The following is a 24,750-nucleotide window of genomic DNA, read 5'->3' on the forward strand; positions in this document are numbered from 1 at the left end:
CGCAGAAAACCCATCCGCGTCGCGCCATAAGAGGTACACCCGCAAACAAGACATCGGTTCGCGCATAGACAAATTCTCGGGCGTGTCAAAAACGATACTGCAGGCATCCCACCCCACGCCCGAGGTCCTCATGTCCACGCCTGCCCGCGCCCGCTGGCCGTATGTGTTTGTCTCCGCGTTTCTCGGCACGGCCATCGAGCAATACGATTTCCTTCTGTACGGCACGGCCTCGGCGCTCGTGTTCAACCGGCTCTTTTTCCCGAACCTCGATCCGCTCGCCGGCACGATTGCCTCGCTCGGCACCTACGCGGCGGGCTATTTCGCGCGCGGCGCGGGGGCGTTGATCTGCGGGCACTTCGGCGACAGGATCGGCCGCAAGACGCTGTTGATGGTCACGCTGCTCGTGATGGGCATCGCGTCGACGCTGGTCGGCTGTTTGCCGACTTACGCGTCCATCGGCATCTGGGCGCCGATCCTGCTAACGACGCTGCGCGTGCTGCAAGGCTTCGCCATCGGCGGCGAGCAGAGCGGGGCGATCGTGCTCGGCGTCGAGAGCGCGCCGGCGCATCGCCGTGGACTTTACGGCAGCTGGAGCAACTCGGGCAGCTACGGCGGCGTGCTGCTGTCGACGGGCGCGTTGCTGCTGACTTCGCTATTGCCCGAGCCTGCGTTTCTGTCATGGGGCTGGCGTCTGCCGTTTCTGTTTAGCGCGGTGCTGGTGGTGATCGGGCTTGTTGGCCGCGCGCGTCTGCCGGAAACCGTCGAATTCGCGCAATTGCAGGCGCGTCACGGCGTGGCCCGCTTTCCGCTCAGAGACCTGATGCGCGACCACGCGCGCGCGGTGTTGATCGTCTTCATGGCGCGGCTGGGTGAAATTACGTGGTCGGTGTTCGTGGTGCTGTTCGCGGTCGCGTATGTCACGGTGCAGCTCAAGCTGCCGAAATCCGTGATTCTTGGCGCGATCATGAGTGGCGCGGCGCTCGGCGTTTTCATGGTGCCGTTCTTTGCGGCGCTGTCGGACCGCATCGGACGAAAGCCGATCTATCTCGCCGGACTGGTTACATGCGCGCTTTATGTGTGGCCGTTCTTTACGATGCTCAATACGCGCGATCCTATGTGGATCACCGTCGCCGTCGTGCTCGCGCTCGGCGTCGTGCATCCGATGATGTACGGCCCGCAAGGCGGCTTCTTCGCCGATATGTTCGACGTGCGCGTGCGTTTTTCGGGTGTATCGATTGGTGCGATCGGCGCGATTGTCGGCGGCGGGATTAATCCGTTGATCTGTTCGTCGTTGCTCGCGCAAGGACACGGCAATCCGAACGCGGTGGCGACTTACATTACCGCGAGCGCGCTCGTCGCTGCGTGCTTCACGTTCTTTGCTCCGCGCCGCCCGCTCGATGCAACGCACGCGGAACCGTTAACGCAGGCGCCGGAGATCCGCCCGAACCCGCTGGGCGACACACGTTCCGCGTGATGCACCGCGAAGCAAACACGCTTTCCAAATGGAGTAGTCAATGAATGAACACGACAGAGAACTGAACGACGGCCTCGCGGCGAAGATGGACCGCAAGCTCGAACAGGGCGTGTGGGACGCGCACCAGAAAATTGCGCTCGCGTGCCGCATGCTCGCGTACGAGGGCCATTCCGAAACGCTCGCCGGACAGATCACCGTGCGCGAATCCGATGGCACGTTTCTGACCACGGCGATGGCGTACGGCTTCGACGAAGCCACGCGCAGCAACGTGATCCGCATCGACGACGAGATGAACGTGATCGAAGGCCGCGGCATGGCCAATCCGGCGATCCGTTTTCACCTGTGGATCTACCGGCGGCGGCCCGACGTGAACTGCATCGTGCATACGCATCCGCCGTACGTGAACGCGCTGTCGATGACGGGACGTCCGCTCGAAGTCGCGCACATGGACGCCACGCCGTTTCACGACGACTGCGCGTTCCTGCGTGAATGGCCCGGCTTGCCGATCGGCGATAGCGAAGGCGAGATCATTTCGACGGCGCTCGGCAGCAAGCGTGTGATTCTGCTGGCGAACCACGGGTTTCTCGCGGCGACTGCTTCGCTGGAAGAATCGGCGTATCTGTCGATGCTGATTGAGCGCGCGGCGCGCAGCCAGATTCTTGCGCAGTCAGTGGGCGAACTGAAACCCATCGACGCCGCGCGCGCAAAAGAGTCGCACGATTTTCTGCTGCTGCCGAGCATCGTCAAGTCGAGCTTTGCGCTGTTCGCACGACGCGTGATCAAGCGGGAGCCGGACGTGCTGTTCTGAGGGCGGAGTGGGCCGGAAACACATGCGAGAATGGGCCGTTGCGATCTCATGATTTTCCAGCGGCGTCCAGGCCGGGAGGATTTCGCCATGCCCGACAGTTCCGCGTTTCGTCTGCCCTATGCGCCGACGCTTTTCCCGATGCCGTCGAGCGGTATCGACGAGTTGAAGCGTTCGCTCGATTACATCGTGATGCCGGGCGAACTGCTGTTCGACGGACAGGTCGCGCAAGACGAGTTGCGCGCATGCCGGCTGACAGGCGGCGGCGTACTCGCGACGGCACATATGGGCCGCCAGGAAGTGCGGCACGACAACGACCATCTGCGCTGGCTTACGGGCGACGACGTCGTCGTGCTGGTCGCGCTGGCCGGGCGCGGCACAGTCACCCAGCAAGGCTGCACGCTGCCGTTCGCAAAGGGCGATATCACGTTTCGGCGTGTACGCGTGCCGTCGGTTGCGCGTATCGAAGAGCCCGCGCATCTGCTGATGATCCGTTTGCCGATTGCGCGTTTTCTTGGTCAGGCGGTTTCGCGGTACGCGCAGTTTCGTCCACAGCGGGCGGATGCTGCATCGGGCATCGTGAAGAGCCTGCGTTGTTTCGTCGACGAGGTGTTGCCTTCGTTCGAGAGCATGAGTCCCGTCACGCTCGCCGCTGCCGAAGAAGCGCTGGTTGCGTTGCTCGGCGCGGCGTATCGGGAAGCGGAGGAAATCGCGCAGCGCACTGGCCGCGAGGCGGCGCCAACCGTCGCGCAACCGCTGCGCTGGGTGCAACTGACCCGGTTTATCGAAGCGAATCTGTGCGACCCGGAACTGGATGTCGAAGCGTGCGCGATGGCGTTGGGTGTCTCGAAGCGCTACGTACACAAGCTGTTTGAAGCGCTCGATCTGCAGTATGGGAAATACGTGTTGCAGCAAAGGCTCGCGCGGTGTCGCGATGAGTTGGTCAATCCGTTGTTAGCCGGTTTATCGATCGAACAGATTGCGTATCGCAATGGCTTCAATGACGCGGCGCATTTCAGCAGGCGTTTCCGCGATGGCTATGGCGTGTCGCCGCGTGAGTTTCGCAAGCGCGAGAGCTTGCTTTGAACGGTGCCTTCCGGAGCGGCCACCGCCCCACTGATGTTTGATAATGCTTGTCAAGCGTTGCTCTGGTGCAACAGGCGGGAGGTACGGTGTGGCGCGCAGGCTACACGCGGGCGGGCTTGGCAGGGGCGGCGGGAGAAATGAACGTTGCTACGGCGATACAAACGCTTGCATTACACGAATAGGGGTTTATACTGATCTCTGTCTCCTCCATGTCTCCTCCTGATATGGATTCAGCCCACCACTTGGTGGGCTTTTCTTTTTTTCCCCTCGGTATGCGCACGGCGTGTTGGCTTTTCAGTTACGGGCCAAAGAACGTCTGGCAAAAGTGGCCAGGTACGCGGCATTGCGCCGTTTCTGTCTGGCCGGCTTGCGGTTGATTCACTGTCGAACAACCGGCGATCAGGTACGCCAACAGGCACATCATCCCTGCGCGTGCGTCCCTTCTTCGGCGGATGAAGAACCCGGGCATGTTGTACCTCGAAGCGCGTATCGGGCGAAGCACCGGGGCCAGCGTTTGCCGCAAGCCCCGGTTCGGCTTCCATCCAATCGATGTTACGCGCTCGCAGTCAACCGCTCCGGCGTCCGATAGTCGTTGAGCAACCGCTCCTTCTTCTTCGCCGCTGCCTGGATATTGCGTTCCTTCACGTGACCGAAGCCGCGAATATCGTCCGGCAGGCTGGCGAGCTGGAGCGCCAAGGGAAGGCGATCAACAGAGAGCGTCGCGCAAAACTCGTCGACCAGCGCGATGTACTCCGCAATCAGTTGCCGCTCGCCGCGCCGCTCGGCCGTCTTGCCGAATACATCCAGCGCGGTGCCGCGCAGTCCCTTCATACGTGCGAGCGCACGGAAGACGGGCAGCATCCACGGGCCGAAGCTTTTCTTCTGCAAGTTCCCACGTTCGTCGCGCTTCGCGAGCAACGGCGGCGCGAGATGGAAGCTCAGCTTGTAATCGCGGCCCGGTTCGCCCTCGAACTGTTGGCGCAGTTTGTCCAGATAAGCGGGATCCGCGTACAGGCGAGCGACTTCATACTCATCCTTGTAGGCCATCAGTTTCGCGAGGCCCGTCGCCACGGCGCGCGTGAGCGGCAGTTTCGCGTTGCCTGCGACCTGCGTTTCCTTCGCGTGGATACGGTCGATCACGTCGCGATATCGCTGCGCATACGCTGCGTTCTGGTACGCCGTCAACAGCGCTTCACGCGATGCGATCAGCTTGTCGAGCGATTCCGGCATCTGCATGACGATCGCCTGCTGCGCGACAGCCGGCTTGAGCAGCGCCTGCATAGCCGCCTCGCCATGATGCGCGATATATCGTCCCCAATTGAACGCCTGCTGGTTCTTCTCGACCGATACGCCGTTGAGTTCGATCGCGCGCACAAGACTCGACAGCTGCAGCGGCAGCCAGCCTTTCTGCCACGCGAAGCCAAGCAGCAGCGGATTGCTATAGATCGTGTCGCCGAGCAGTTTCAGCGCGAGCGCATTGGCGTCGATGAAGGCGCATCCTTCGCCGATGCTGTCGCGCAGTCCCGCTTCCGTCTGCGTGCCCGGGAAAGTCCACTTCGGGTTCTTGACGAATTCGGCCGTCGGCGTCGCACCGCTGTTGATCGCGGCAACCGTCACGCCGTGTTGCGTGCGCGACAGCACATCGTTCGACGCCGACACGATCGCGTCGCAACCGATCACAAGCCGCGCTTCGCCCGTCGCGATGCGCGTCGCGTGCAACGCATCGGGCGAGGACGCGACCTGCACGTGGCTGAGCACGGCGCCGCCCTTTTGCGCGAGGCCAGCCATGTCGAGCACGGTGACGCCCTTGCGTTCGATATGCGCGGCCATGCCGATCAGGCCGCCGATCGTCACGACGCCCGTGCCGCCGACGCCCGTCACGAGAATGCCGTACGGTCTTGCAAGCGCCGGTAGCGATGGCATCGGCAGCGTATCGAACTCGCCATTGACAGCGCCGCTGCCGCGCGCGGCCTGAGGCTTGCGAAGCTGCGCGCCTTCAGCCGTGACGAAGCTCGGACAAAAGCCCTTCACGCAAGAAAAGTCCTTGTTGCACGACGACTGGTTGATCTTGCGCTTCGTGCCGAGCGGCGTATCGAGCGGCTCGACGGAGAGGCAGTTCGATTGAACCGAGCAATCGCCGCAGCCTTCGCACACGGCATCGTTGATGAACGCACGGCGCGCCGGATCAGGATACGCACCGCGTTTGCGCCGCCGCCGTTTCTCGGTCGCGCAAGTCTGGTCGTAGATCAGCACGGTCGTGCCGGGCATATCGCGCAGCGCGCGCTGCACGGTATCGAGCTGATCGCGATGATGGACATCGACGCCCGCGGGCAACACGATGCCCGAGTGATACTTCTGCGGCTCGTCGGTGACGATGACGATGCGCTTTGCGCCCTCGGCATGCACCTGATGCGCGATCTGCGGCACGGTCAGCACGCCGTCGACGGGCTGACCGCCCGTCATCGCGACGGCATCGTTGTAAAGAATCTTGTACGTGATGTTCGCGTTCGCCGCGATCGCCGCGCGAACCGCCAGCAGCCCGGAGTGGAAGTACGTGCCATCGCCGAGATTGACGAACACGTGCTTATCGCCGGAGAAATGCATCTGGCCGATCCACGCGACCCCTTCGCCGCCCATCTGGCTGAAGGTTTCCGTCTTGCGGTCCATCCACATCGACATGTAGTGACAACCGATGCCCGCGAGCGCGCGCGAGCCTTCAGGCACGTTAGTCGACGTGTTGTGCGGGCAGCCGGAGCAGAACCACGGCTTGCGTTCGACGGACACGCGCGGCTTCGCCGCTTCGCGCTCTTTCGCTTCGATGATTGCGACGCGTGCGAGCATCCGCGCGCGCACGTCGTCGGGCAGGTCCGCGCGCGACAGACGCCGCGCCACGGCCTTCGCAATCAGCGCCGGCGACAGTTCGTAATGCGCGGGCAGCAGCCAGTCGCCGCGCGGCACCGACCATTCGCCGCCTTCGTTGTCGCGCTCGTCGAACTTGCCATAGATCTTTGGCCGTACGTCCTCGCGCCAGTTGTATAGCTCTTCCTTCAGCGCGTATTCGAGAATCTGGCGCTTTTCTTCCACGACGAGAATTTCTTCCAGACCCGTCGCGAATGAACGTGCATCCTGCGCGTCGAGCGGCCACACGCAGCCGACTTTCAGTACACGCAAGCCAATTTGAGCGCAGGTGTCTTCATCGAGGCCCAGGTCGCTGAGCGCCTGGCGCACGTCGAGATAGGCCTTGCCCGCCGTGATGATGCCGAAGCGCGGCGTCGGTGAATCGATCACGACGCGGTTCAGCTTGTTCGCGCGGACATAGGCGAGCGCCGCATACCATTTCTCGTCGAGCAGCCGCGCTTCCTGCGCGAGCGGCGCATCGGGCCAGCGGATGTTGAGGCCGCCCTCGGGCATCGTGTAATCGGTCGGCGTGACGATTTCGACGCGGTCCGGATCGAGATCGATCGACGCCGTGGATTCGATCACGTCCGTCACGCACTTCATCGCGACCCAAAGGCCCGAGTAGCGGCTCATCGCCCAGCCGTGCAACCCGTAGTCGAGATATTCCTGCACGTTCGCCGGATACAGCACGGGAATGCCCGCCGCGATGAACGCGTGCTCCGACTGATGCGCAACCGACGACGACTTCGCCGCGTGATCGTCGCCCGCCAGCACGAGCACGCCGCCGCGCGCGTCGCTGCCAGCGGAATTCGCGTGCTTGAACACGTCGCCCGTACGGTCGACGCCGGGGCCTTTGCCGTACCACATGCCGAATACGCCGTCGCGCGTCGCGCCCGGCCACAGGTTGATCTGCTGCGTGCCCCAGACGGACGTCGCGGCCAGATCTTCGTTGACGCCGGGCTGGAAGACGATGTCGTTGTCCTGCAGATGCTTTTTTGCTTTCCACAGCGACTGATCGAGCGCGCCCAGCGGCGAGCCGCGATAGCCGGAAATGAAGCCTGCCGTGTTGAGCCCGGCCTTACGGTCGCGTGCTTTTTGCAGCATCGGAAGACGCACCAGCGCCTGCGTGCCGCTGATATACACACGGCCTTTCTCGAGCGTGTACTTGTCTTCAAGCGTGACGGGCGTGTCGGGTGTTTCGGTCGCTAGGTCGGATGCGACGGCTAGATCGGGCGCATTCATGGCAGGGCTGTCTCCGGGGAATGTGTTTTTCGCCGAGTATAGAAAGCCGAATTGCTATCGTAAAATCACAAATAGACAATTCCGGTATTCGAAAATCAGATGGCGTTCGATCTCACACTCCGGCAGTTGCGTTACTTCGTGGCCGCGGCGCAAACGGGCCAGTTCTCGATGGCGGCGGCCAACGAGCACGTGTCGCAATCGGCGATCACCAACGCGGTGCTCGCACTGGAAAGCGGTCTCGGCACGCGGCTGTTCGAGCGGCTGCCGCAGGGCGTCACGCTCACGCCGGACGGCCAGGATTTCTACAACCACGCGCGCCGCGTGCTCGACGCCGCGCGCGACGCCGTCCACATGCCGCCGTTCCGCTCGCACGATATGCGCGGGACCGTGCGCATTGCCGCTTCGTATACGGTGCTGGGCTATTTCCTGCCCGAACTGCTGGCGCGTTTTCGCGCGACGTATCCGTTCATCGAGTTCGACTTGCGCGACATGGAGCGGGCGGATATCGAGCGCGCCGTGCTCGATGGCGATGTCGAGATCGGCGTGGTGCTGCTGTCGAATGTCGAAAAGCTCAGCCGGTTCGGCAGCCAGGTTTTGATCCGCTCGCGGCGACAATTGTGGCTCGCACCGTCGCATCCGCTGGCGCAGGTGGACGCGCCGTCGCTGAGGGACATCGCGGCGCATCCGTACATCCTGATTACGGTCGACGAGGGCGAGCAGTCGACGCTGCGTTACTGGAAGAAAAAGGGGATCGAGCCGAACATCGCGTTTCGCACGAGTTCGATGGAAGCGCTGCGCGGACTGGTCGCGCATGGTTTCGGCGTGACGGTGCTGTCGGATATGGTGTTCCGTCCGTGGTCGCTGGAAGGCAAGCGCATCGACGCGCGGCCCATCACGGACGTGGTGCCGCAAATGGATGCGGGCATGATCTGGCCGAAGGGCGCGCAGTTGAGCGGGCCGGCGACGGCGCTACAGCAGTTTCTGATTCACGCGTGCGGCACGTGAACGATGCCGCGCGCGGCGGCCCGCCTTGCAGGCCGCCGGCACACGCCAGACGTTGTTCAGTGTGAAATGCTCTCGAGCGATTTGCCGAGCGTTCGCGGGCCCATCAGGCCGATCGTGAAGATCACGAGTGTCATCGCGCCCGCAATGAAGACGAACACGCCTGCGACGCCGAAATCCTTCAGCGTGAACGCGATCACGAACGAACTGAACACCGCCGACAGACGGCTCCACGAATAGACGAAGCCCACTGCACGCGCGCGAATCGCCGTCGGATAGAGTTCCTGCTGATACGCGTGATAGGTGAACGAGATGATGTTGCCCGCCAGCGTCAGAAGCACGCCCAGTATCACGATCTCGACGGCCGATGCTGCCTGGCTGAAGAGCAGGCCCGCCACGATATTGAGCGCGGCCATACAGACGATCACATGTTTGCGTTCGAAGCGGTCCGCAATCCAGTAGCCGAGCAATGGCCCAAGCGGTGCCGCCAGGCCGATGACGGTCGTGTACAGCAAGCTGGACGTCACCGTGATGCCTTGCTTGACGAGCAGCGTCGGCACCCAGTTCGCGAAGCCAAAGAAACCGACTGTCTGGAAGATGTGGAAGATGATCAGCATCACGGTGCGCTTGCGATACGGCGGTTTCCACATATCGGCGAATCCGGCCTTGCGCGGGACGGGTTCAGACGGTCCCGGCTCGGGCAACGCCTGTCCGTGCTGCTGCGCGACTTTTTCTTCGAGTCGCGCGAGCACTTCGTCGGCTTCGCGAAGCCGGCCTTTGCCCGCCAGCCAGCGCGGACTTTCCGGAAGATTGCGCCTGAAGTACCAGACGAACAGCGCGCTGATGCCGCCGAGCAGCACGACCCATCGCCAGCCATCCACGCCAAACGGCGACGTGGGTACGAGCAGCCACGAAAGAAACGCGACGACAGGCACAGCCGAGAAGCCGATCGTCTGACAGATTGCGAACGCCCTGCCGCGCAGATGCTTCGGCGCGAGTTCGGACATGTAGGTGCCGATGGTAATCAGCTCGACGCCAATCCCCATACCCGAGATGAAGCGCCACAAGTTCAAACCGCTCGCCGTATCCTGAAAGGCCATCACCGTGTTCGCCGCGACGTACCACAGTAAAGACCACGTGAAGATCGCGCGTCGGCCGAAACGGTCGGCGAGAAAGCCGCACGCGATGGTGCCGACGAACAGTCCGCTGAACAGCGCAGCGATGAAGCTCGCGACGCCTGACGTGCCGAACAGACCCGTGGTGGTCGGCGTGAGAATGCCGCTCTTGACGAGACCGGGCGCGATGTAGCCCGTGAACAGAAGATCGTAGAGTTCGAAGAAGAAACCAAGGCTCAGCAGCAGGATCAGCTTCCAGACGGCGCGCGTCGCGGGAAGCCTGTCGAGGCGCGCCGAAATCGCGCCCGTAGCGGCCGCCGATGCCGTCTCGACGCGCGTTGGAATGTCAGTGGCGCGTAGATCCGAGGCGCCCTCCAGAATGGCCATGTCTGTCTCCTGTCTCGTAGTTTGAATGTTTCACGGCTCGTGCGACTGCTCGCTATCCGTAGTCGATCGCTCGGCGCTTCACGCGTACTGCTCCTGCAACTCGGCGAATGACGCGATCCGGCCCACAAGCGCGCTCGCGACGACAGTTGGCGGACTCGCAAGCCATACCTGACCAGGACCGGAGCGGCCGGGGAAATTGCGGTTGATCGCGCTGATCGTCACCTGGCTTGCATCCGTCGATGAACCCGGCCCGCAGTTCGCGCATGCGCCGCACGACGGTTGCAGCAGGATGGCGCCGACCTGCTCGAACGCGTCGATATAGCCGCGCCGCACGCAATAGTCCCTGACGTCGGAAGTGCCGAACTGCAGATAGAGCTTCACATCGGATGGCACGCGCATGCCGCGCGCGGCGGCCCATGCCAGCACCGCGTGATAGTGGTCGAAGTCCTCGCGCTTTCCCGCTGTACACGAACCGCCATACGCAATCTCGACGCGCGGACGTTGGGCAAGATCGCGCAGCGCAACGCCGTTGCCGGGGTCGCCGGGCGCGGCGAGCATCGGCGAAATCTGCGTGCAGTCGATCGCGATCACGTCGGCGTAGACTGCGTCCGGATCGCTGCGCATCCACGGTTCGACTACGAAGTCGATGCCGCGCCGTTCCTTGAGAAAGCGGATGGTTTCTTCATCGGGCGCGACGATACCGGTGAAGCCACCGAGTTCCGCCGTCATGTTCGTGAGAGTCGCGCGTTCGTCCGTCGTCAGTTGCGAGATTGCGGCGCCGGCGAACTCGAATATCTTGCCGACGCCCGCGCCGGCACGGATTCTCGGGTCGGCGAGCAGATGCAGCGCGAGATCCTTCGCCGTCACACCAGCCGGGACGGAGCCGTTGAAATCAACACGCAGCGATTGCGGCACGGTCATCCGTACCGCGCCCGTGACGAAAGCGTTCGCCATATCCGTCGTGCCGACACCGAACGCCACGCAGCCGAGCGCGCCGCTGTGCGGCGTGTGTGAATCCGTGCCGACGATGAGCTGACCCGGCAGCGCGTAGCGCTCCGCCATCATCGCGTGCGAGATGCCTTCGGAGCCTTCGCTAAGGGTGTCGCCGGTGGCGTTCAGGTAGCCGTGATTCGTCAAGCCGTAATCTTTGGCGAATTGCCGGTGTGCCTCCGACAGTTCGCGCACATCAGGCAGCAGACCGTTTCTCACGTGCAGTTCGCTCTTGTGCGAATAGGAGAGATGGTCTTCGAACGTGAGAATGGTCTCGGGCTGATGCAGCGACAATGGCTTGCCGAACGTCGCGTGCAGCATGTGCGTTGCCATACCCGTGTAGTACTCGTGGATAAAGCGCCAGTCGGCACGAACGAATACGCCGGAGCCGGGCGTCAGCGAATCGCCCGTACCTTCCGTGCGAAGCGCGTGGCGCTGCAGAATCTTGTGCGCCAGCGTGCGCGGTTCGGTATCGATGGAATCGACGGGACACGCGGCGATTTCGATGCGCTGCATATGCCGCGCGCCATAGCGCAACAGGCCGCCGCTTCTCAGGATCGACGCAGACAGGCTGTCGCGCGAAGCAACGAGTTCCTCGATGTCGATCGGCTCGCCGCGCTGGATGCGTTCGATCAGCCCGAAATCCGTCGACGTAAACAGCCCAAGGTTATCCGCGTTCTGTCGATAAATCCGTTCGAAGCTCTTCGCAATCACGAGCCGTATGCCCGCGCGATATTCCGCGACGGGACTGTGTTCGCGCGACGAACCTTTACCGTATCGATTGCCCGCGACCGTCACACAAAAGCCGCCAGTGCGGATCGCGTCGGGGCCGATCGGATTGCGATCTCCCGTGCGGAACCCGACGTATGGAAACCGGCCGAGACGTTCGTCGAAGCGGGTGAGCACGCTCATCGGCGTGATCTCGTCCGTCGATACGTCGTCTCTCAACGTTCCCGCCGATGCTTGCGTCAGATCGGAGCCGTCGAGTTGCCGTTCGATCCGTTCAGGATCGTCGCAAAGAAACAGTATCCGGCCCGTCAAATCCAGTTTCGCCATCTGATTTCTCCTTCAACGGGAAATCTAGACGGCGACGGCGTCGATCACGAAGTGCTCGATCGGCAAAGGGGACATCGCAAATCGCGATGTCCTCGTTAACCCTCGGCCTGAGAGAGTGAATCGATCAACGCCTGCACGGCTTTAAGGCGTGACGATTTTTTGAGCGCGTGAACCCGCAGGCTGCGGTTACGCGCCCACGTTTCATCGAGCGGCCGGCGCACGAAACCGCGCGATCCGGCGAAAGCGGACGCGGCGCTCGTCGGGACGATGCCGATGCCGAGCCCCGCTTCGACCATCCGGCATTGCGCATCGAAACTGTTGACCGTCACGGACAGATTGAGCGGCGTCCGAACCGCATCGGCGCGCTCCTTCAGCGTCTGATCGAGTGAGCCGCCCGCCTGCAGCGCGACGAGCGGAAAACGGATGACGTCGCTGAATGTCGGCGCATCGAGGGCGGCGAGTTCATGATCGAGCGGGAGCACGACCATCAGCGGATCATCGGCGAAGTGCCATGAATCCAGGCCTCCCGGTATCTTGCTGCTCGCCGAGATGCCCACGTCTGCGCGATCGTCCACGCACGCGCGAATCACTTCGTCGCTGATCTGCTCGGTCAACGCGATCTGTACGAGCGGGTAGCGGGCCTGAAAGGCTTTTAGGCGCTCGGGCAAAAAGCCGACGATCGCGGACGCATTCGCATACAGACGCACGACGCCGGCGACCTGGCCGCTGAGCGATTGAACCTCGCGCGCGAGCGACTGCAACTCGTCATGGACCGATACCGCACGCGAGAATGCGTGGCGCCCCGCCTCGGTCAACTCGACGCCAGCGGGCGAGCGGATCAGCAAAGGAAGGCCCATTGCGGATTCGAGATCCGCAATGCGTCTGCTCAGCGCCGAAGGAGCGATGTGATTGCGGCTGGCCGCCCGAGCGATGGAGCCTTCCTGCACGACGGATATGAACAGCTCCAGGCTGTACGGATCGATGCGCATGCTGCCGGACCTTGTCGACGTTCTTGGCTTGTGGGGCGGACTGATCGAGGCAGTCCGTCAGCGGCCATATTAACAGCGGCCCTTTTTGCGCCCGTGGCTGGTGGGCGCGTGATCCGACGAGCGAAGGCAAGGCGCCTCGACATTCAACGCGCAGGCGGCAGAAACCGGAGCAACGCACCCGTCACGACGGCAGGCTGCTCTTCGGCGACCCAATGGCCCGAGCCCTGCACATTGACCGCCTCGACATTCGTGGCGACATGCCGCAAATGATCGCCGATGATCGGCCCGAAGCTCCCCGCACCGCCGATGCCAAGCACCGGCATCGTCAGCTTCGTCGCGGAAAACGCCTGATTGGCCTTCACATCTTGCGGAAACGCGCGGTAGTACTCGAAGCCTGCGCGCAGCGCGCCCGGCATCGCGTATTCGCGGGCATAGGTTTCTTCAACTTCGTTCGTGAACGCGCGGGCATTCACCGCTTCCGAGTTGTGGAACCACTTCAGGTATTCGAGTTCGTGTCCGGCGATCAGCATCTCGGGCACGTCCTGCACCGAATAAAAGCGGAAGTGCCACGTGCGCGGCGTCTGTACGAGTTGATCCCATGGCTCGATGCCGGGCAGCGGCACGTCGAGAATCGCGAGCGTGCGAACGTCGTCAGGATGCTGCGCCGCATACGCATAAGCGACCATCCCGCCCATGTCGTGGCCGACGACGTTGACCTGCGGACCGAGGTTGAGCTTCGCGACGAGCGCGCGGATGTCCTCGGCGACGTTCGCCTTGTCGTAGCCTGTTGCGGGCTTCGACGTATCGCCGAGGCCGCGTAGATCCGGCGCGAGCACCGTATAGCCGCGCGCGACGAGTTGCGGCATCACGTAGCGCCACATGTACGACGTGGAGCCCCAACCGTGCAACAGCACGACGGGCGTGCCTTTCTTGTCGCCCTGCGCCAGAAGGTAGTGGTAACGCACGCCGTTCACGTCGACCTTGCCGTCGACGATTTTTGCGGTCGCGGTCGAGATGGCCGCCGATGTAGTCGGCAGATAGTCGTCATTGGTGGCAGCGTGGGCGTGATGCGCCGCGCCCGTCAAAACAATCGACGCGGCGAGCAAAGCGGAGATAAACGTATTGCGCATGATGATTCCAGTCGTCCTGAAGGGCGAACATGTGCGAAAGCCGGGATGGCAATGCCGGCACGCTGTCAACGACACCGTGCGGCGACTGGAATCGATAGTAGGGAGGTGCCGGCCAATTGACGTACGTGTTTGCCGATGAACTCGTTGCATCGGATCGAACATGTCGGCAATGCCGGCGGAGGGCTGACTGGACGTGACGGCCGCCTCGGGCCGTTTCTATGCAAAGCTGGCTGGAGCGCGCGCTGGGCGCGCAACCACTACGCTTTCGGAGCGACCGACGCTCCCGCGATCCCATGTCTCGCCAGCGCGTCGGCGACAAACCCGGAAGCCTTCATCTCTTCGACAAACGCATGCAACGCTGCCGCCGCCGCTTGCCCACGGCTCTTCGGCGTACCCATTGCCTGCTGGATCACCATGAACCGTTCGTCGAGCAGCCGAAGTCCGCTGGCCTTCTTCGCATCGGCTTCGAGCTGCTGCTTCACGCCCGCAGCGACTTCGAGATTCTGTTCGAGGAACGTCTGTACGACAGCGGGTGACGTCGGCGCGCGCACGATCTCCGCGGCCTTCAATTCGCGCGTCAGGAACAGGTCATACGCGCTGCCCTTGCCGACGGCGACGCGGTTGTGCGCATGATCGACATCGGCATTCGTCTTCACGGGCGAGTCATCGCGCACGAGATAGAAACCTTCAATCAACACATACGGCGCCGTGAACGCAATCGTCTCGCCGCGCAACGGATCGACGGCGAAGAAGCCAAAATCCGCGCGCTCCTCGCTGACCGCCTGAACCGATTTGCCCGCTGCGTCGAACACGACCAGTTCCAGTTCGACGCCGAGCTTGTCGGCGAACGCGCGCGCCAGATCGACGGATACGCCGAACGGCTCGCCCGTTTCAGCGTTCTTGTTAGCGAGGATCGGGTTGCCGAGATTGATCGACGCGCGCACCTTGCCAGTGGGCGTGAACGCGGCGACGACGGTTTGATCGATAGTCATGAATGCTCCCGTGGCGACCGCGTTTTTGTGCTGCGGCCTGAGCGTGCAAGGATAAACCGGTTTTGTGTCGGCGCACAAAAGTCCCGCTGAACATCACCTCGCGCCCGCGCGGCATCGACAAAAGTGCCATTGAATCTGCGTTTTGTGTAGGGACACGGCAGGCCCCGTCAAATATTCTCAACCCATCGAGACGATACGCCAGGCGCTGATCCCGTCGCCGGCGACGAACCACTCAAGGAGAGGATGTTGACCAGAAAAGTCCCGCTCAAGATCGCCATCGCGGAGCATCCGCATACATCGGCTATCCGCAACGGCTCCATTCCCATCGAAGGCGTGGATGCCGAGTTCATCACCGTTCAGCCGCAAATCGGCGCGTTTCGCCGGATGGTGCGCGATGTCGAATTCGACGTGTGCGAACTGGCGCCGACAACTTACATCATCGCCCGTGCGTATGGCGCGCCCTTCGTCGGATTGCCGATCTTCGTCGTGCGGCGTTTTCATCACGGCGGGCTGCTGGTGCGTCCGGATGCCGGGATCAAGGAGCCGAAGGACCTCGAAGGCAAGAAGGTCGGCGTGCGCGCCTATTCGGTGACGACGGGCGTGTGGACGCGTCAGGTGCTGATCGACGAGTTCGGTCTCGATTCGTCGAAGGTGACGTGGGTGGTCGACGACGAAGAACACGTCACGCAACTCAAATTGCCGTCGAACGTGATTCACGCGCCCGCTGGCAGTTCGTTGGCGGAAATGATGGAGAAGGGCGAACTGTCGGCGGGCTTCGCGGCTGCTGCGGGCATCGGCCGTACGGGCGCGCCGACAGGCGGCTGGAAGGAAGTCGAAGCGGACTATCCGGACCTGCTGCCGAACGCAGCAGCGCTCGAAGCCGATTACTACAAGCGCACGGGCGTGTATCCGATGCACGGCACGATCGTCGTGAAGGATTCGGTGCTGGCCGAGCATCCGTGGATCGCGAAGTCGATTTTCGATGCGTTCGCGCAGGCGAAGAAAGAATGGCTCGGGCGGCTCGACGCCGGTGAAGCGACGAGCGCAAGCGACAAGAAGTATCTCGAACTGCGCAAGATCGTCGGACACGATCCGCTGCCGTACGGTCTGCAGGAAAACCTCAAGACGATCGAAACGCTGGAAGCCACCGCGTTCAAGCAAGGGTTGACACCGCGCCGCATGTCGATTGGCGAACTCTTCGTCGATCCACAAGCGCGCTGATCGAACAGAACGGAGACAACATGATTATCGATTGCCACGGTCACTTCACGACCGTTCCCGCATCGTTTCGCGCCTGGCGCGCCAAACAGGTCGAATTCGCGAACGATCCGGCCAATGCACCTTCGCGCGATGGCGCACGGGTGAGCGACGACGAAATCCGCGAAGCGATCGGCAACGGCCAGCTCAAGCTGCAACGCGAGCGCGGCAGCGACCTTACGCTGTTCTCGCCGATCGCCGGTTTGATGAGCCACCACCTGGGCAACGAGCGCACAAGCCTCGAATGGGCCGAGGTATCGAACGATCTCGTGTACCGCGTGACGGAACTGTATCCGGACAACTTCGCGCCGGTGTGCCAGTTGCCGCAATCGCCGGGCGCGGCGCCTGCCAATTCGATCAAGGAACTGCGGCGCTGTGTCGAGCAACTCGGGTTTGTCGGCTGCAACCTGAATCCCGATCCGACGGGCGGTTACTGGACTGGCAAGCCGATGACCGACCGCGAATGGTATCCGCTGTATGAAGCACTCGTCGACCTCGACGTGCCCGCGATGATTCACGTCGCCGCGTCGTGCAACCCGTGCTTCCACGGCACGGGCGCGCATTATCTGAATGCGGATACGTCGGTGTTCATGCAATTGCTGCAAGGCGATCTGTTCAAGGACTTCCCGACGCTGCGCCTCGTGATTCCGCACGGCGGCGGCGCGGTGCCTTATCACTGGGGACGTTATCGCGGCATGTCGCTGGAAATGCACGAGCGTCCGCTCGAAGGTCTGCTGAACAACATCTTCTTCGACTCGTGCGTGTACCACCAGCCGGGCGTCGAGTTGCTGACCAAGGTCGTGCCGTCGGACAACGTGCTGTTCGGCTCGGAGATGATCGGCGCGGTGCGTGGCAAAGACCCGCTAACGGGCCAGTACTTCGACGACACGAAGCGCTACATCGACGGTTGCGCCGCATTGACCGACGAAGACCGCTACAAGATTTTCGAAGGCAACGCACGGCGCGTCTACCCGCGCCTCGACGCGCGGCTCGAGGCGCGCGGCAAGTGACGACGCAAATAAGCACGCAAGCACGACGACAGACACAGAGACACTCATGACTTCAATCGTTGATATCCACCCGCACATCATTTCCGACGACGAAGGCGCTTATCCGCCCGCGCCGCTGTTCGGCAAGCGCTCCGAATGGTCGAAGGAACGCCCGACGACCGTCGAGACGCTGATCGCCGCAATGGACGCCGCCGGCGTCGCGAAGGCCGCCGTGGTCCATTCGTCGACCACTTACGGCTTCGATAACAGCTACGTGGTCGACGGCTGCGCAAAATATGCGGACCGTCTCGTGGCGGTCGGCTCGGTGGATGTGCTGCAAGAGGATGCGCCGAAACGTATCCGCGAATGGGTCGGACGCGGTCTCGCGGGCCTGCGTCTCTTCACGGGCGGCAGCACGAAGGAGTTCGACCCGAGCGAACTCGACGATCCGCGCTCATTCCCGGCATGGGAACTGTGCGCGGAATTCGCCCTGCCGATGTGCATCCAGACGGGCCCGATCGGACTGCCGCAGGTGACCGCGCTCGCGCGACGCTTTCCGACTGTGCCGATCGTCCTCGATCACCTGGGCCGCCCCGAAGTCGCCGATGGCTCGCCTTACGCGAACGCTCAAAGCCTGTTCGAGCTGGCGCCACTCGATAACATCTACCTGAAGCTCACGCCGCGCATTTTCGGCGACGTGAAGAAGGAAAAGGCGAGCGCGGAGACGTTCTTTCCGCGCGTGGTCGAGGCCTTCGGCGCGCAACGGATGGCATGGGGCTCGAACTTCCCCACGTCGCCGGGAACGCTCGCCGAGATTCTCGCGACAGCTCAGGCAGGTCTCGCGAGCCTGAGCGACGAAGATCGTGCGTGGATCTTCGGCAAGACCGCGCAAAAGCTGTATCCGGCGCTGGCCTGACGTCAGAGGGCGACTCGAACCGCACAAGACGCCAGCGGCACGCAGCATCCAAACAAAACTGAAGAGAAGCTAAAGATGGAGACAAACAAATCTGGGCGACCAGGCATCGCGAGTCGCTGGGCGACACTCGCGCTCCTTGCGATCGGCGTGTTGGTTTCCTTTATCGATCGCACCAGCATTTCTTCGACGCTGGCCGACGCGGGCTTCATCCGGCATTTCGCGCTGACGGACATCGATCGCGGCTGGATCAACTCGGCCTTCTTCTGGTCGTACGGTCTGTTCCAGGTGCCGATGGGCTGGGTCGCCGACCGCTATGGCGTGAAGTGGCCGTACGCGATCAGCTTCGCGTTGTGGTGCATCGCGACGGCGCTGATGGGCGCGGTGACGGCGCTCGCGAGTCTCGTCGTGATGCGTCTAATCATCGGCATGGCAGAAGCCATTGTGATTCCCGCAAGCTACCGCTGGATTCGCAACAACTTCGACGAAAGCCAGAACGGTCTCGCGGTCGGCATCCTGGCAATGGGCAACAAGTTCGGCCCGGCGCTCGGCGCGCCCGTCGGCGCCTGGTTCATCGTCAACTATTCGTGGCAAGTGATGTTCATCGCGACGGGCCTTGTCGGGTTGATCTGGCTCGCGCCCTGGCTGCTGGTGGTGCGCAACGATCTGCCGTCGAAGGCCGAACTCACGGCGAGCAATCGCAGCGCGCGCACGGTTAGCCTCGCGAGCATCCTGGCGAGCCCCGTCGTGTGGGGCGGCATGATCACCAACTTCTGCTACGGCTATTTCACGTTCTACTGCATGACGTGGATGCCCGCCTATCTGGTCGAGCAACGCAACCTGTCGATCTCGCGTTCCGGGCTGTTCACGTTCTTCAGCTTCGCGGGCATCGCTATCGTCGCGGCGCTTGCGGGGTGGGCCGCAGACCGCGTCATCGCGCGAGGACGCGATCCGATTCGCGTGCGCAAGGCATTCACGGTGGCGGGCTTTATCGGCGGATGCACGGTGTTGCTCGGCGCGTATGCGCATACCGTCGAAATGGCGCTGTTCTGGAACGTGCTGTCGCTCTCGCTGCTTGGCTTCGTCACCGCGAACAACCTCGTGCTGTCGCGCCTGACGCTGATTCCGAAGCAGGCCATCGGCCTCGTCACGGGCGTGCAGCAGGTTGCCACGAGTCTCGCGGGCGGCATCGCGGCGAGTTTGTCGGGATGGCTGCTGCATGTCAGCGGAAGTTATGACCTGCCGATGATGGTGATCCTCGGCTTCCTGCTGATAGGCGCGACGGCCACGCTGATTCTGTACCGCCCCGAATGGGCGCCCAAGGTCACCGGGTCGCACGGCTCGCTGCGGCAAGCCTGACTGGCCTGGTTAGCCACGCAAAAACACAGCATGGCCGGGACCCGGCCCTGAAGAACCTGTTCAATCATTGAGAAACCATATATGGCGAAGATCGTATTCGGGATGGCAGTGCCGCATAGCGGCATGCTGGGCCAGGCACCGGAAGACTGGCTCAAGAACGGCGAGCGCGACCGCAACAATCCGGAACTGTGGTATCGCAACCGGACGTGGACATATCCCGAACTGGAAGCGCACCGCGAAGCCGCGTTCGAAAAATACCTGACGCTGGAAGAACGCACCGCGCGCGCCGCGCGCTGCCGTGTCGCGCTCGACGAAATGGCGGCGGCATACCGCGACGCGAAGATCGATGTCGCGATCATTCTGGGCAAGGATCAAAAGGAGATCTTCACCGACTTCTCGCCGTCGATTGCGATCTACAGCGGCGAGGAAGTACACAACGGTCCGCCGCAACGTTCCGTGTACGCACCGGACCATCACGTCACACACAAGTGTCATCCGCAACTCGCCACGTATCTGATCGACCATTTCCAGAAAGAAGGCTTCGATCTGACCGATCTGTTCGCATGGCCCGACAACGTGTGGATGAAGCCGCTGCCTGAGTATCCCGTGGTGCCGCACGCGTACAGCTTCGTGTATCACCAGATCATGAGCGACGATCCGCCGCCGCATGTGCCCGTCATCATGAACTGCTTCTATCCGCCGACGCAGCCTTCGATGTCGCGCTGCATCGAATTCGGACGCGTGTTGCGCGACGCGATTACCGCATGGCCCGAGGATGTGCGCGTCGGCATTTTCGCGTCGGGTGGACTGTCGCACTTCGTCAATGATGAAGAGTTCGATCACCGCATCATGAAGATGCTGGCCGAGTACGACTACGACGGTCTCGCTGCCGTGGATGACCGCTCGTATCAGTCGGGTACGTCGGAAATCAAGCTCTACGTGAGCGTGATGAAGGCCGTGCAGGAAACGGGCGCGGAAATGACGCTGGTGGACTACGTGCCGTGCTGGCGCACGCCAGCGGGAACCGGCGAAGGCATGGGCTTCATGTACTGGAAAGCCGCTGACTGATCGTCATCGTTTATCGCATTGACCCAATTCAAAAGAGAGTAAAGACCATGAGCGATTCGCGCCTGAACAGCATCATTCGCGCTTTCGAATCCGGCAAGCCCGCGTTTGCCGCGTTTTCCAAACTGGACAAACAGTCGGCCATCGAGATGAGCGACGCGCCGTATGACGGCATCGTCTTCGAAATGGAGCACAACCCGTACGACGTGTCGGCACTCGGCGACGCGTTGCAGTACATGCTCAGCCGCAAGCAGATCGTCGAATCCGGCTCGGTCGCGCCGCGCGTCACGCCGATCGCCCGTATTCCCGCCAACGGCGCCGAAATGAATCAGGCGTTTGCGAAGCAGGTGCTCGATCGCGGCGCGTATGGCGTGGTGTGGCCGCATGTGTCGACGGTCGAGCAGGCCTATAACGCCGTCGCGTCGTGCCGCTACGCGCGACCCAACAATGCGCCGCTGTACGAGCCGAAAGGCATACGCGGCGACGGCCCGGCGACGGCGGCGCGCTACTGGGGCTTGAGCATGGCCGAATACTACAAGAAGGCCGATGTGTGGCCTTTGGCGCCGCATGGGGAAATTCTCGTCGGCCTGATGTGCGAGAGCACCGAGGCTATCGAGAACCTCGACGACATTCTGTCGAATGTGCCCGGCATCGGCTTCATCCTGATCGGCGAAGGCGATCTGAGTCAGCAACTCGGCTATCCGCGCGACTACGAGCACCCCGTCGTAGCCGATGCGATGCGGCAGATCGTTTCGATTTGCCATAAGCACAATGTCGTCGTCGGCAATCCGCATGTGAACGCGAAGAATCACAAGCGGTTGCTGGAAGAAGGTTACCGCTTCCTGATGTCGGCGCCGCTGAAGAGCTATGGCGTCGTCGGCATGGCGCGCGAGATGGCGGGGTATTGAATGAACGGAGCCGAACACGTAGTCGAGGTCAGACTGCAATTCATTCAAGCATAAGGACGGAGATCCATGACTACCACTCTCACTGAGGTGCCGACGCTGCGCACCAATCTCGCCACTTATCCCGTGACGAAGGCGATGAAGGACGGACGGGTTGCATCGGACCTCGTCAACCTCGACTTCTGCGGACCGACGCCCGCGCATAACGGCTTCAAGGCGATGGTGCGCGAGAACAAGTTCGATGCGGGTGAACTGGCGATCGTCACGTTCCTGCAGGCCAAGGCGTATGGCAAGCCCTACGTGCTGCTGCCGGCGCCGATCTCGGGCCGCTTCCAGCATCATTGCGCGGGCTTCAATATCGACTTCGGTCATCTCGATCCAAAGGATATCGAAGGCAAGAAGGTCGGCGTGCGCACCTATACGCAGACGACGGCGCTGTGGATTCGCGGCATTCTGCGCCACGAATACGGAGTCGATCTCGACAAGGTGACGTGGATGACGCTCGGCGACGGCCATCTCGCCGAGTACCGCGATCCGAACAACTGCGAGCGCTTGCCGGCGGGCTCGTCGATCCCGCAGATGATGCTCGACGGTGAACTGAGCGCCGCGTTGCTCGGCGAAGACATGCCGAAAGACCCGCGCGTGCGCACGCTCGTTCCCGATGCACAGGCTGCTGCGAAAGACTGGTTCGCGCGTGAAGGCGTGGTTCCCATCAATCACATGTTCGTCGTGCATGAGGACCTTTCGAAGAAGCACCCTGACGTGGTTCGCGAGTTGTACCGGATGATCGTCGAAAGCCGCGCGCAGACGGAAGGCGGCGTGCCCACCGTGTTTCCGCCGATCGGGCTGGAGGCGAACCGCAAGGGCATCCAGTTGGCGATCGATTGGGCGCTCGATCAGAAGATCATTCCGCATCGGCTGACGGTAGACGAACTGTTCGATGACGTCACGGGCAGTCTGGGCTGACAGCGACGCGTCACAGTGACGACATACAGGAAGAAGCAGTAAGAGACAGAAACACAAAGCGCTCAAGACAATGGAGACGCAGGAGCGGTCGGACAATTCGGTCCGCTCTCTGACGCATAATCAACTGGAGGCATTTCGCTGTGTATTTGACTTCGTCATTAAGGAAACTGCTGGCATGCATTGCAGCAGGGGGCGTTTGCATCGTGATACCGGCCGTAGCCGGTGCAGCGCAGAACGGGGACCTGTTGCTCAACCGTATCGGACCCGTGACGTCCGAGTTGTATGTCTCGAATGCAGACGGTTCAGGCGAGCACCGCCTGATCGCAACCGATGGCTTCGACTATCACGCTTCCTTCTCGAAGGATGGACAGTGGATCGTTTTCACGTCGGAGCGCGATGGGCTCGGCGAGTCGAATCTGTATCGCGTGAAGATCGACGGTACGGGCTTGCAACGGCTCACCGATCACATCGCCGTAGACGATGCAGCCGTCATCTCGCCAACCGATCCGAACCTCATTGCATTCGTTTCGTCGCGCAGGGGCGAGGCGGGTTTCGGCACCACCAACGTGTGGACGCTGAACATCGCGACGGGCGCGCTGAAGAACGTCACGGGGTCGATCGCGTTCGATCCGGGCAAGCCGCATAGCTACTTCCGGCCTTCGTGGTCGCCGGACGGCAAGTGGCTCGCGTTGTCGTCGGATATCGGCTCCGACTGGCGCGGTCATAACCTGCCCGTCGGCTGGGAGCGCACGCAGGAAAGCAGCATCTATCTGATTCGGCCCGACGGTTCCGGCTGGAAAGAGATTGCGGGCAATCCGGGTTTCGATGAAGGCTCGCCGTCGTGGTCGCAGGATGGCAAGCAGGTCGTGTTCTATGAAACACCCGTCGAGTCGACGTGGGGCGCGCATCGTCCCGAAGGGATCAACTCGGTTAGTTCGCAACTGGTGTCGGTGGATGTATCGAGCCTTGGTAGAACGACGTTGACATCGACGCCGGGCCTGAAGGTGTTTCCGCAATACGTGAGCGCGACGAACGTTGCCTATCACGTCAAGGGCGGCGACACGGAAGGCATCTACACGACGGCGGGCACGTTCCGCTCGACAGCGGGTACAGGTATCCGCTCGCCGCGCTATTCGGCGGACGGCAGCAAGATGGTCTATGAGAAAGTGACGTTCCGCCCGGCGCACGCGAATGGAACGCCGCTCTTCAGCTTCGACCGCGCATGGAACTACAAGTACATCGACGTGTTCCCGCAGCTGTCGGCGGATCGCAAGAAACTGGTGTACACGGAAAAGGCGATCAATTCGTCGATTGCCATCATCAACCCCGATTTCTCCGGCTATACGCGCATCTACGATCCGTCGACGAGCGGACTCGATCCGGATATGGTGAAGAAGGGCCTCGCAGGCGCATTCCAGCCGACGTGGTCGCCGGACCGTCAATGGGTCGCGTTTGGCGTGGGTGACTGGTTCTTCACACGTGGCGCGGGTCCGGGCCGTATCGCGCGGATCAAGGCCGACGGCAGCATGAGCGGACATCCGGAAATCCTGACGGACGGCTCGATCAACGCAGGTTTTCCGAGCTACTCGCCGGACGGCAAGAAGATCGTTTATCGCGTATGGAGCCAGAAGGTGCAGGGTCTGCGCATTCTCGATCTGGATACTCGCACCACGACGGTCCTGACCACGGAAGCGGACAACCTGCCGGGCTGGTCGCCGGACGGCACGAAGATCGTCTTCACGCGCAAACAGATCAACCCGACCGATCCAAACAAGTTCAACTATGACGTGTTCACCATCAAGCCGGATGGCACCGGTCTGAGCCGCCTGACCGACGACGGCTCGAACCAGGGGCACGCTGTGTGGACGTGGGATGGGCGTATCGCGTATAGCTCGGGCACCTATGGTTTCAGGGACGAACTCGCGCTATACGACAACAGCTTCCAGCCTGACGGACAGAACTGGGTGATGAACGCCGACGGCACCGATCAGCACGCCATCACCGACACGCTGTGGGAAGAAGCGATGCCGATGTACATTCCGAATCCATGACCGGTTGATTGCATCGATATGAAAAAGGGCGCTGTGTTTTTGCACAGCGCCTTTTTTGCATTTGCTAACCGACGTGCTT

Annotated in this window: 18 protein-coding genes; 12 read left to right on the top strand and 6 right to left on the bottom strand. The window is 62.2% G+C overall.

Translation table 11 applies throughout. The annotated features are described in order from the left end of the window. Positions 1–130 precede the first annotated feature (130 nt). The 3 genes from BLT65_RS24325 to BLT65_RS24335 all read left to right on the top strand — a co-directional run bounded on the left by BLT65_RS24325 (position 131) and on the right by BLT65_RS24335 (position 3,365). On the top strand, positions 131–1,474 hold the full coding sequence (locus tag BLT65_RS24325) for an MFS transporter (RefSeq protein ID WP_091781911.1): 1,344 nt from the start codon (positions 131–133) through the stop codon (positions 1,472–1,474). 40 nt (positions 1,475–1,514) lie between these two features. Continuing rightward, positions 1,515–2,282, top strand: coding sequence for an aldolase (locus BLT65_RS24330; RefSeq protein ID WP_091781914.1), 768 nt, complete (start codon positions 1,515–1,517; stop codon positions 2,280–2,282). An 87-nt stretch (positions 2,283–2,369) separates the two neighbouring features. Continuing rightward, the gene (locus BLT65_RS24335) at positions 2,370–3,365 is read left to right on the top strand and encodes a helix-turn-helix domain-containing protein (RefSeq protein WP_091782251.1); all 996 of its coding nucleotides are present in this window, start codon (positions 2,370–2,372) and stop codon (positions 3,363–3,365) included. A 552-nt stretch (positions 3,366–3,917) separates the two neighbouring features. Here the strand turns inward: BLT65_RS24335 and BLT65_RS24340 are convergent. Then, entirely contained in the window at positions 3,918–7,505 is a 3,588-nt protein-coding gene (locus BLT65_RS24340; protein ID WP_091781916.1) for an indolepyruvate ferredoxin oxidoreductase family protein, read from the bottom strand. Positions 7,506–7,604: 99 nt separating this feature from the next. Between BLT65_RS24340 and BLT65_RS24345 the strand changes: the two genes are divergently transcribed. Next, positions 7,605–8,510 carry a LysR family transcriptional regulator gene (locus BLT65_RS24345; RefSeq protein ID WP_091781919.1) on the top strand — a complete coding sequence of 302 codons (906 nt, stop codon included), beginning with the start codon at positions 7,605–7,607 and terminating at the stop codon, positions 8,508–8,510. Between the two features lie 56 nt (positions 8,511–8,566). On the opposite strand, the gene BLT65_RS24350 is transcribed toward BLT65_RS24345, so the two are convergent. From BLT65_RS24350 to BLT65_RS24370, 5 genes are all read right to left on the bottom strand, one after another. Next, positions 8,567–10,009: an MFS transporter gene (locus BLT65_RS24350; RefSeq protein ID WP_091781922.1), complete on the bottom strand. Its 1,443-nt coding sequence runs from the start codon at positions 10,007–10,009 to the stop codon at positions 8,567–8,569. A 78-nt stretch (positions 10,010–10,087) separates the two neighbouring features. Continuing rightward, the gene (locus tag BLT65_RS24355; protein WP_091781925.1) at positions 10,088–12,055 is read right to left on the bottom strand and encodes an aconitase family protein; all 1,968 of its coding nucleotides are present in this window, start codon (positions 12,053–12,055) and stop codon (positions 10,088–10,090) included. 95 nt (positions 12,056–12,150) lie between these two features. Beyond that, the gene (locus BLT65_RS24360) at positions 12,151–13,044 is read right to left on the bottom strand and encodes a LysR family transcriptional regulator (protein WP_091781928.1); all 894 of its coding nucleotides are present in this window, start codon (positions 13,042–13,044) and stop codon (positions 12,151–12,153) included. Between the two features lie 143 nt (positions 13,045–13,187). Next, positions 13,188–14,174, bottom strand: a complete 987-nt coding sequence (locus BLT65_RS24365; protein WP_091781931.1) for an alpha/beta fold hydrolase — start codon at positions 14,172–14,174, stop codon at positions 13,188–13,190. Between the two features lie 257 nt (positions 14,175–14,431). Beyond that, positions 14,432–15,166, bottom strand: coding sequence for an ABC transporter substrate-binding protein (locus tag BLT65_RS24370; RefSeq protein ID WP_091781934.1), 735 nt, complete (start codon positions 15,164–15,166; stop codon positions 14,432–14,434). Between the two features lie 243 nt (positions 15,167–15,409). Between BLT65_RS24370 and BLT65_RS24375 the strand changes: the two genes are divergently transcribed. The 8 genes from BLT65_RS24375 to BLT65_RS24410 all read left to right on the top strand — a co-directional run bounded on the left by BLT65_RS24375 (position 15,410) and on the right by BLT65_RS24410 (position 24,671). After that, positions 15,410–16,387: an ABC transporter substrate-binding protein gene (locus BLT65_RS24375; RefSeq protein WP_091781937.1), complete on the top strand. Its 978-nt coding sequence runs from the start codon at positions 15,410–15,412 to the stop codon at positions 16,385–16,387. Positions 16,388–16,407: 20 nt separating this feature from the next. Further along, positions 16,408–17,433 (top strand): amidohydrolase family protein, encoded by a 1,026-nt coding sequence (locus BLT65_RS24380; RefSeq protein ID WP_091781940.1) that lies wholly within the window; start codon positions 16,408–16,410, stop codon positions 17,431–17,433. Between the two features lie 46 nt (positions 17,434–17,479). Then, entirely contained in the window at positions 17,480–18,328 is an 849-nt protein-coding gene (locus BLT65_RS24385; protein WP_091781943.1) for an amidohydrolase family protein, read from the top strand. Between the two features lie 75 nt (positions 18,329–18,403). After that, positions 18,404–19,684, top strand: coding sequence for an MFS transporter (locus BLT65_RS24390; RefSeq protein WP_091781946.1), 1,281 nt, complete (start codon positions 18,404–18,406; stop codon positions 19,682–19,684). 81 nt (positions 19,685–19,765) lie between these two features. Further along, on the top strand, positions 19,766–20,752 hold the full coding sequence (locus BLT65_RS24395) for a DODA-type extradiol aromatic ring-opening family dioxygenase (RefSeq protein WP_091781949.1): 987 nt from the start codon (positions 19,766–19,768) through the stop codon (positions 20,750–20,752). Between the two features lie 47 nt (positions 20,753–20,799). Further along, positions 20,800–21,657 carry an HpcH/HpaI aldolase family protein gene (locus tag BLT65_RS24400; RefSeq protein WP_091781953.1) on the top strand — a complete coding sequence of 286 codons (858 nt, stop codon included), beginning with the start codon at positions 20,800–20,802 and terminating at the stop codon, positions 21,655–21,657. Between the two features lie 66 nt (positions 21,658–21,723). Then, positions 21,724–22,620, top strand: coding sequence for a type 2 periplasmic-binding domain-containing protein (locus tag BLT65_RS24405; RefSeq protein ID WP_091781956.1), 897 nt, complete (start codon positions 21,724–21,726; stop codon positions 22,618–22,620). Positions 22,621–22,823: 203 nt separating this feature from the next. Next, a complete protein-coding gene (locus BLT65_RS24410) occupies positions 22,824–24,671 on the top strand; it encodes a hypothetical protein (RefSeq protein ID WP_244186581.1) in 1,848 nt (615 codons plus the stop codon). The last annotated feature ends 79 nt before the right edge of the window (positions 24,672–24,750 follow it).

The sequence above is a fragment of the Paraburkholderia steynii genome (assembly GCF_900100565.1).
GTDB lineage: Bacteria > Pseudomonadota > Gammaproteobacteria > Burkholderiales > Burkholderiaceae > Paraburkholderia > Paraburkholderia terrae.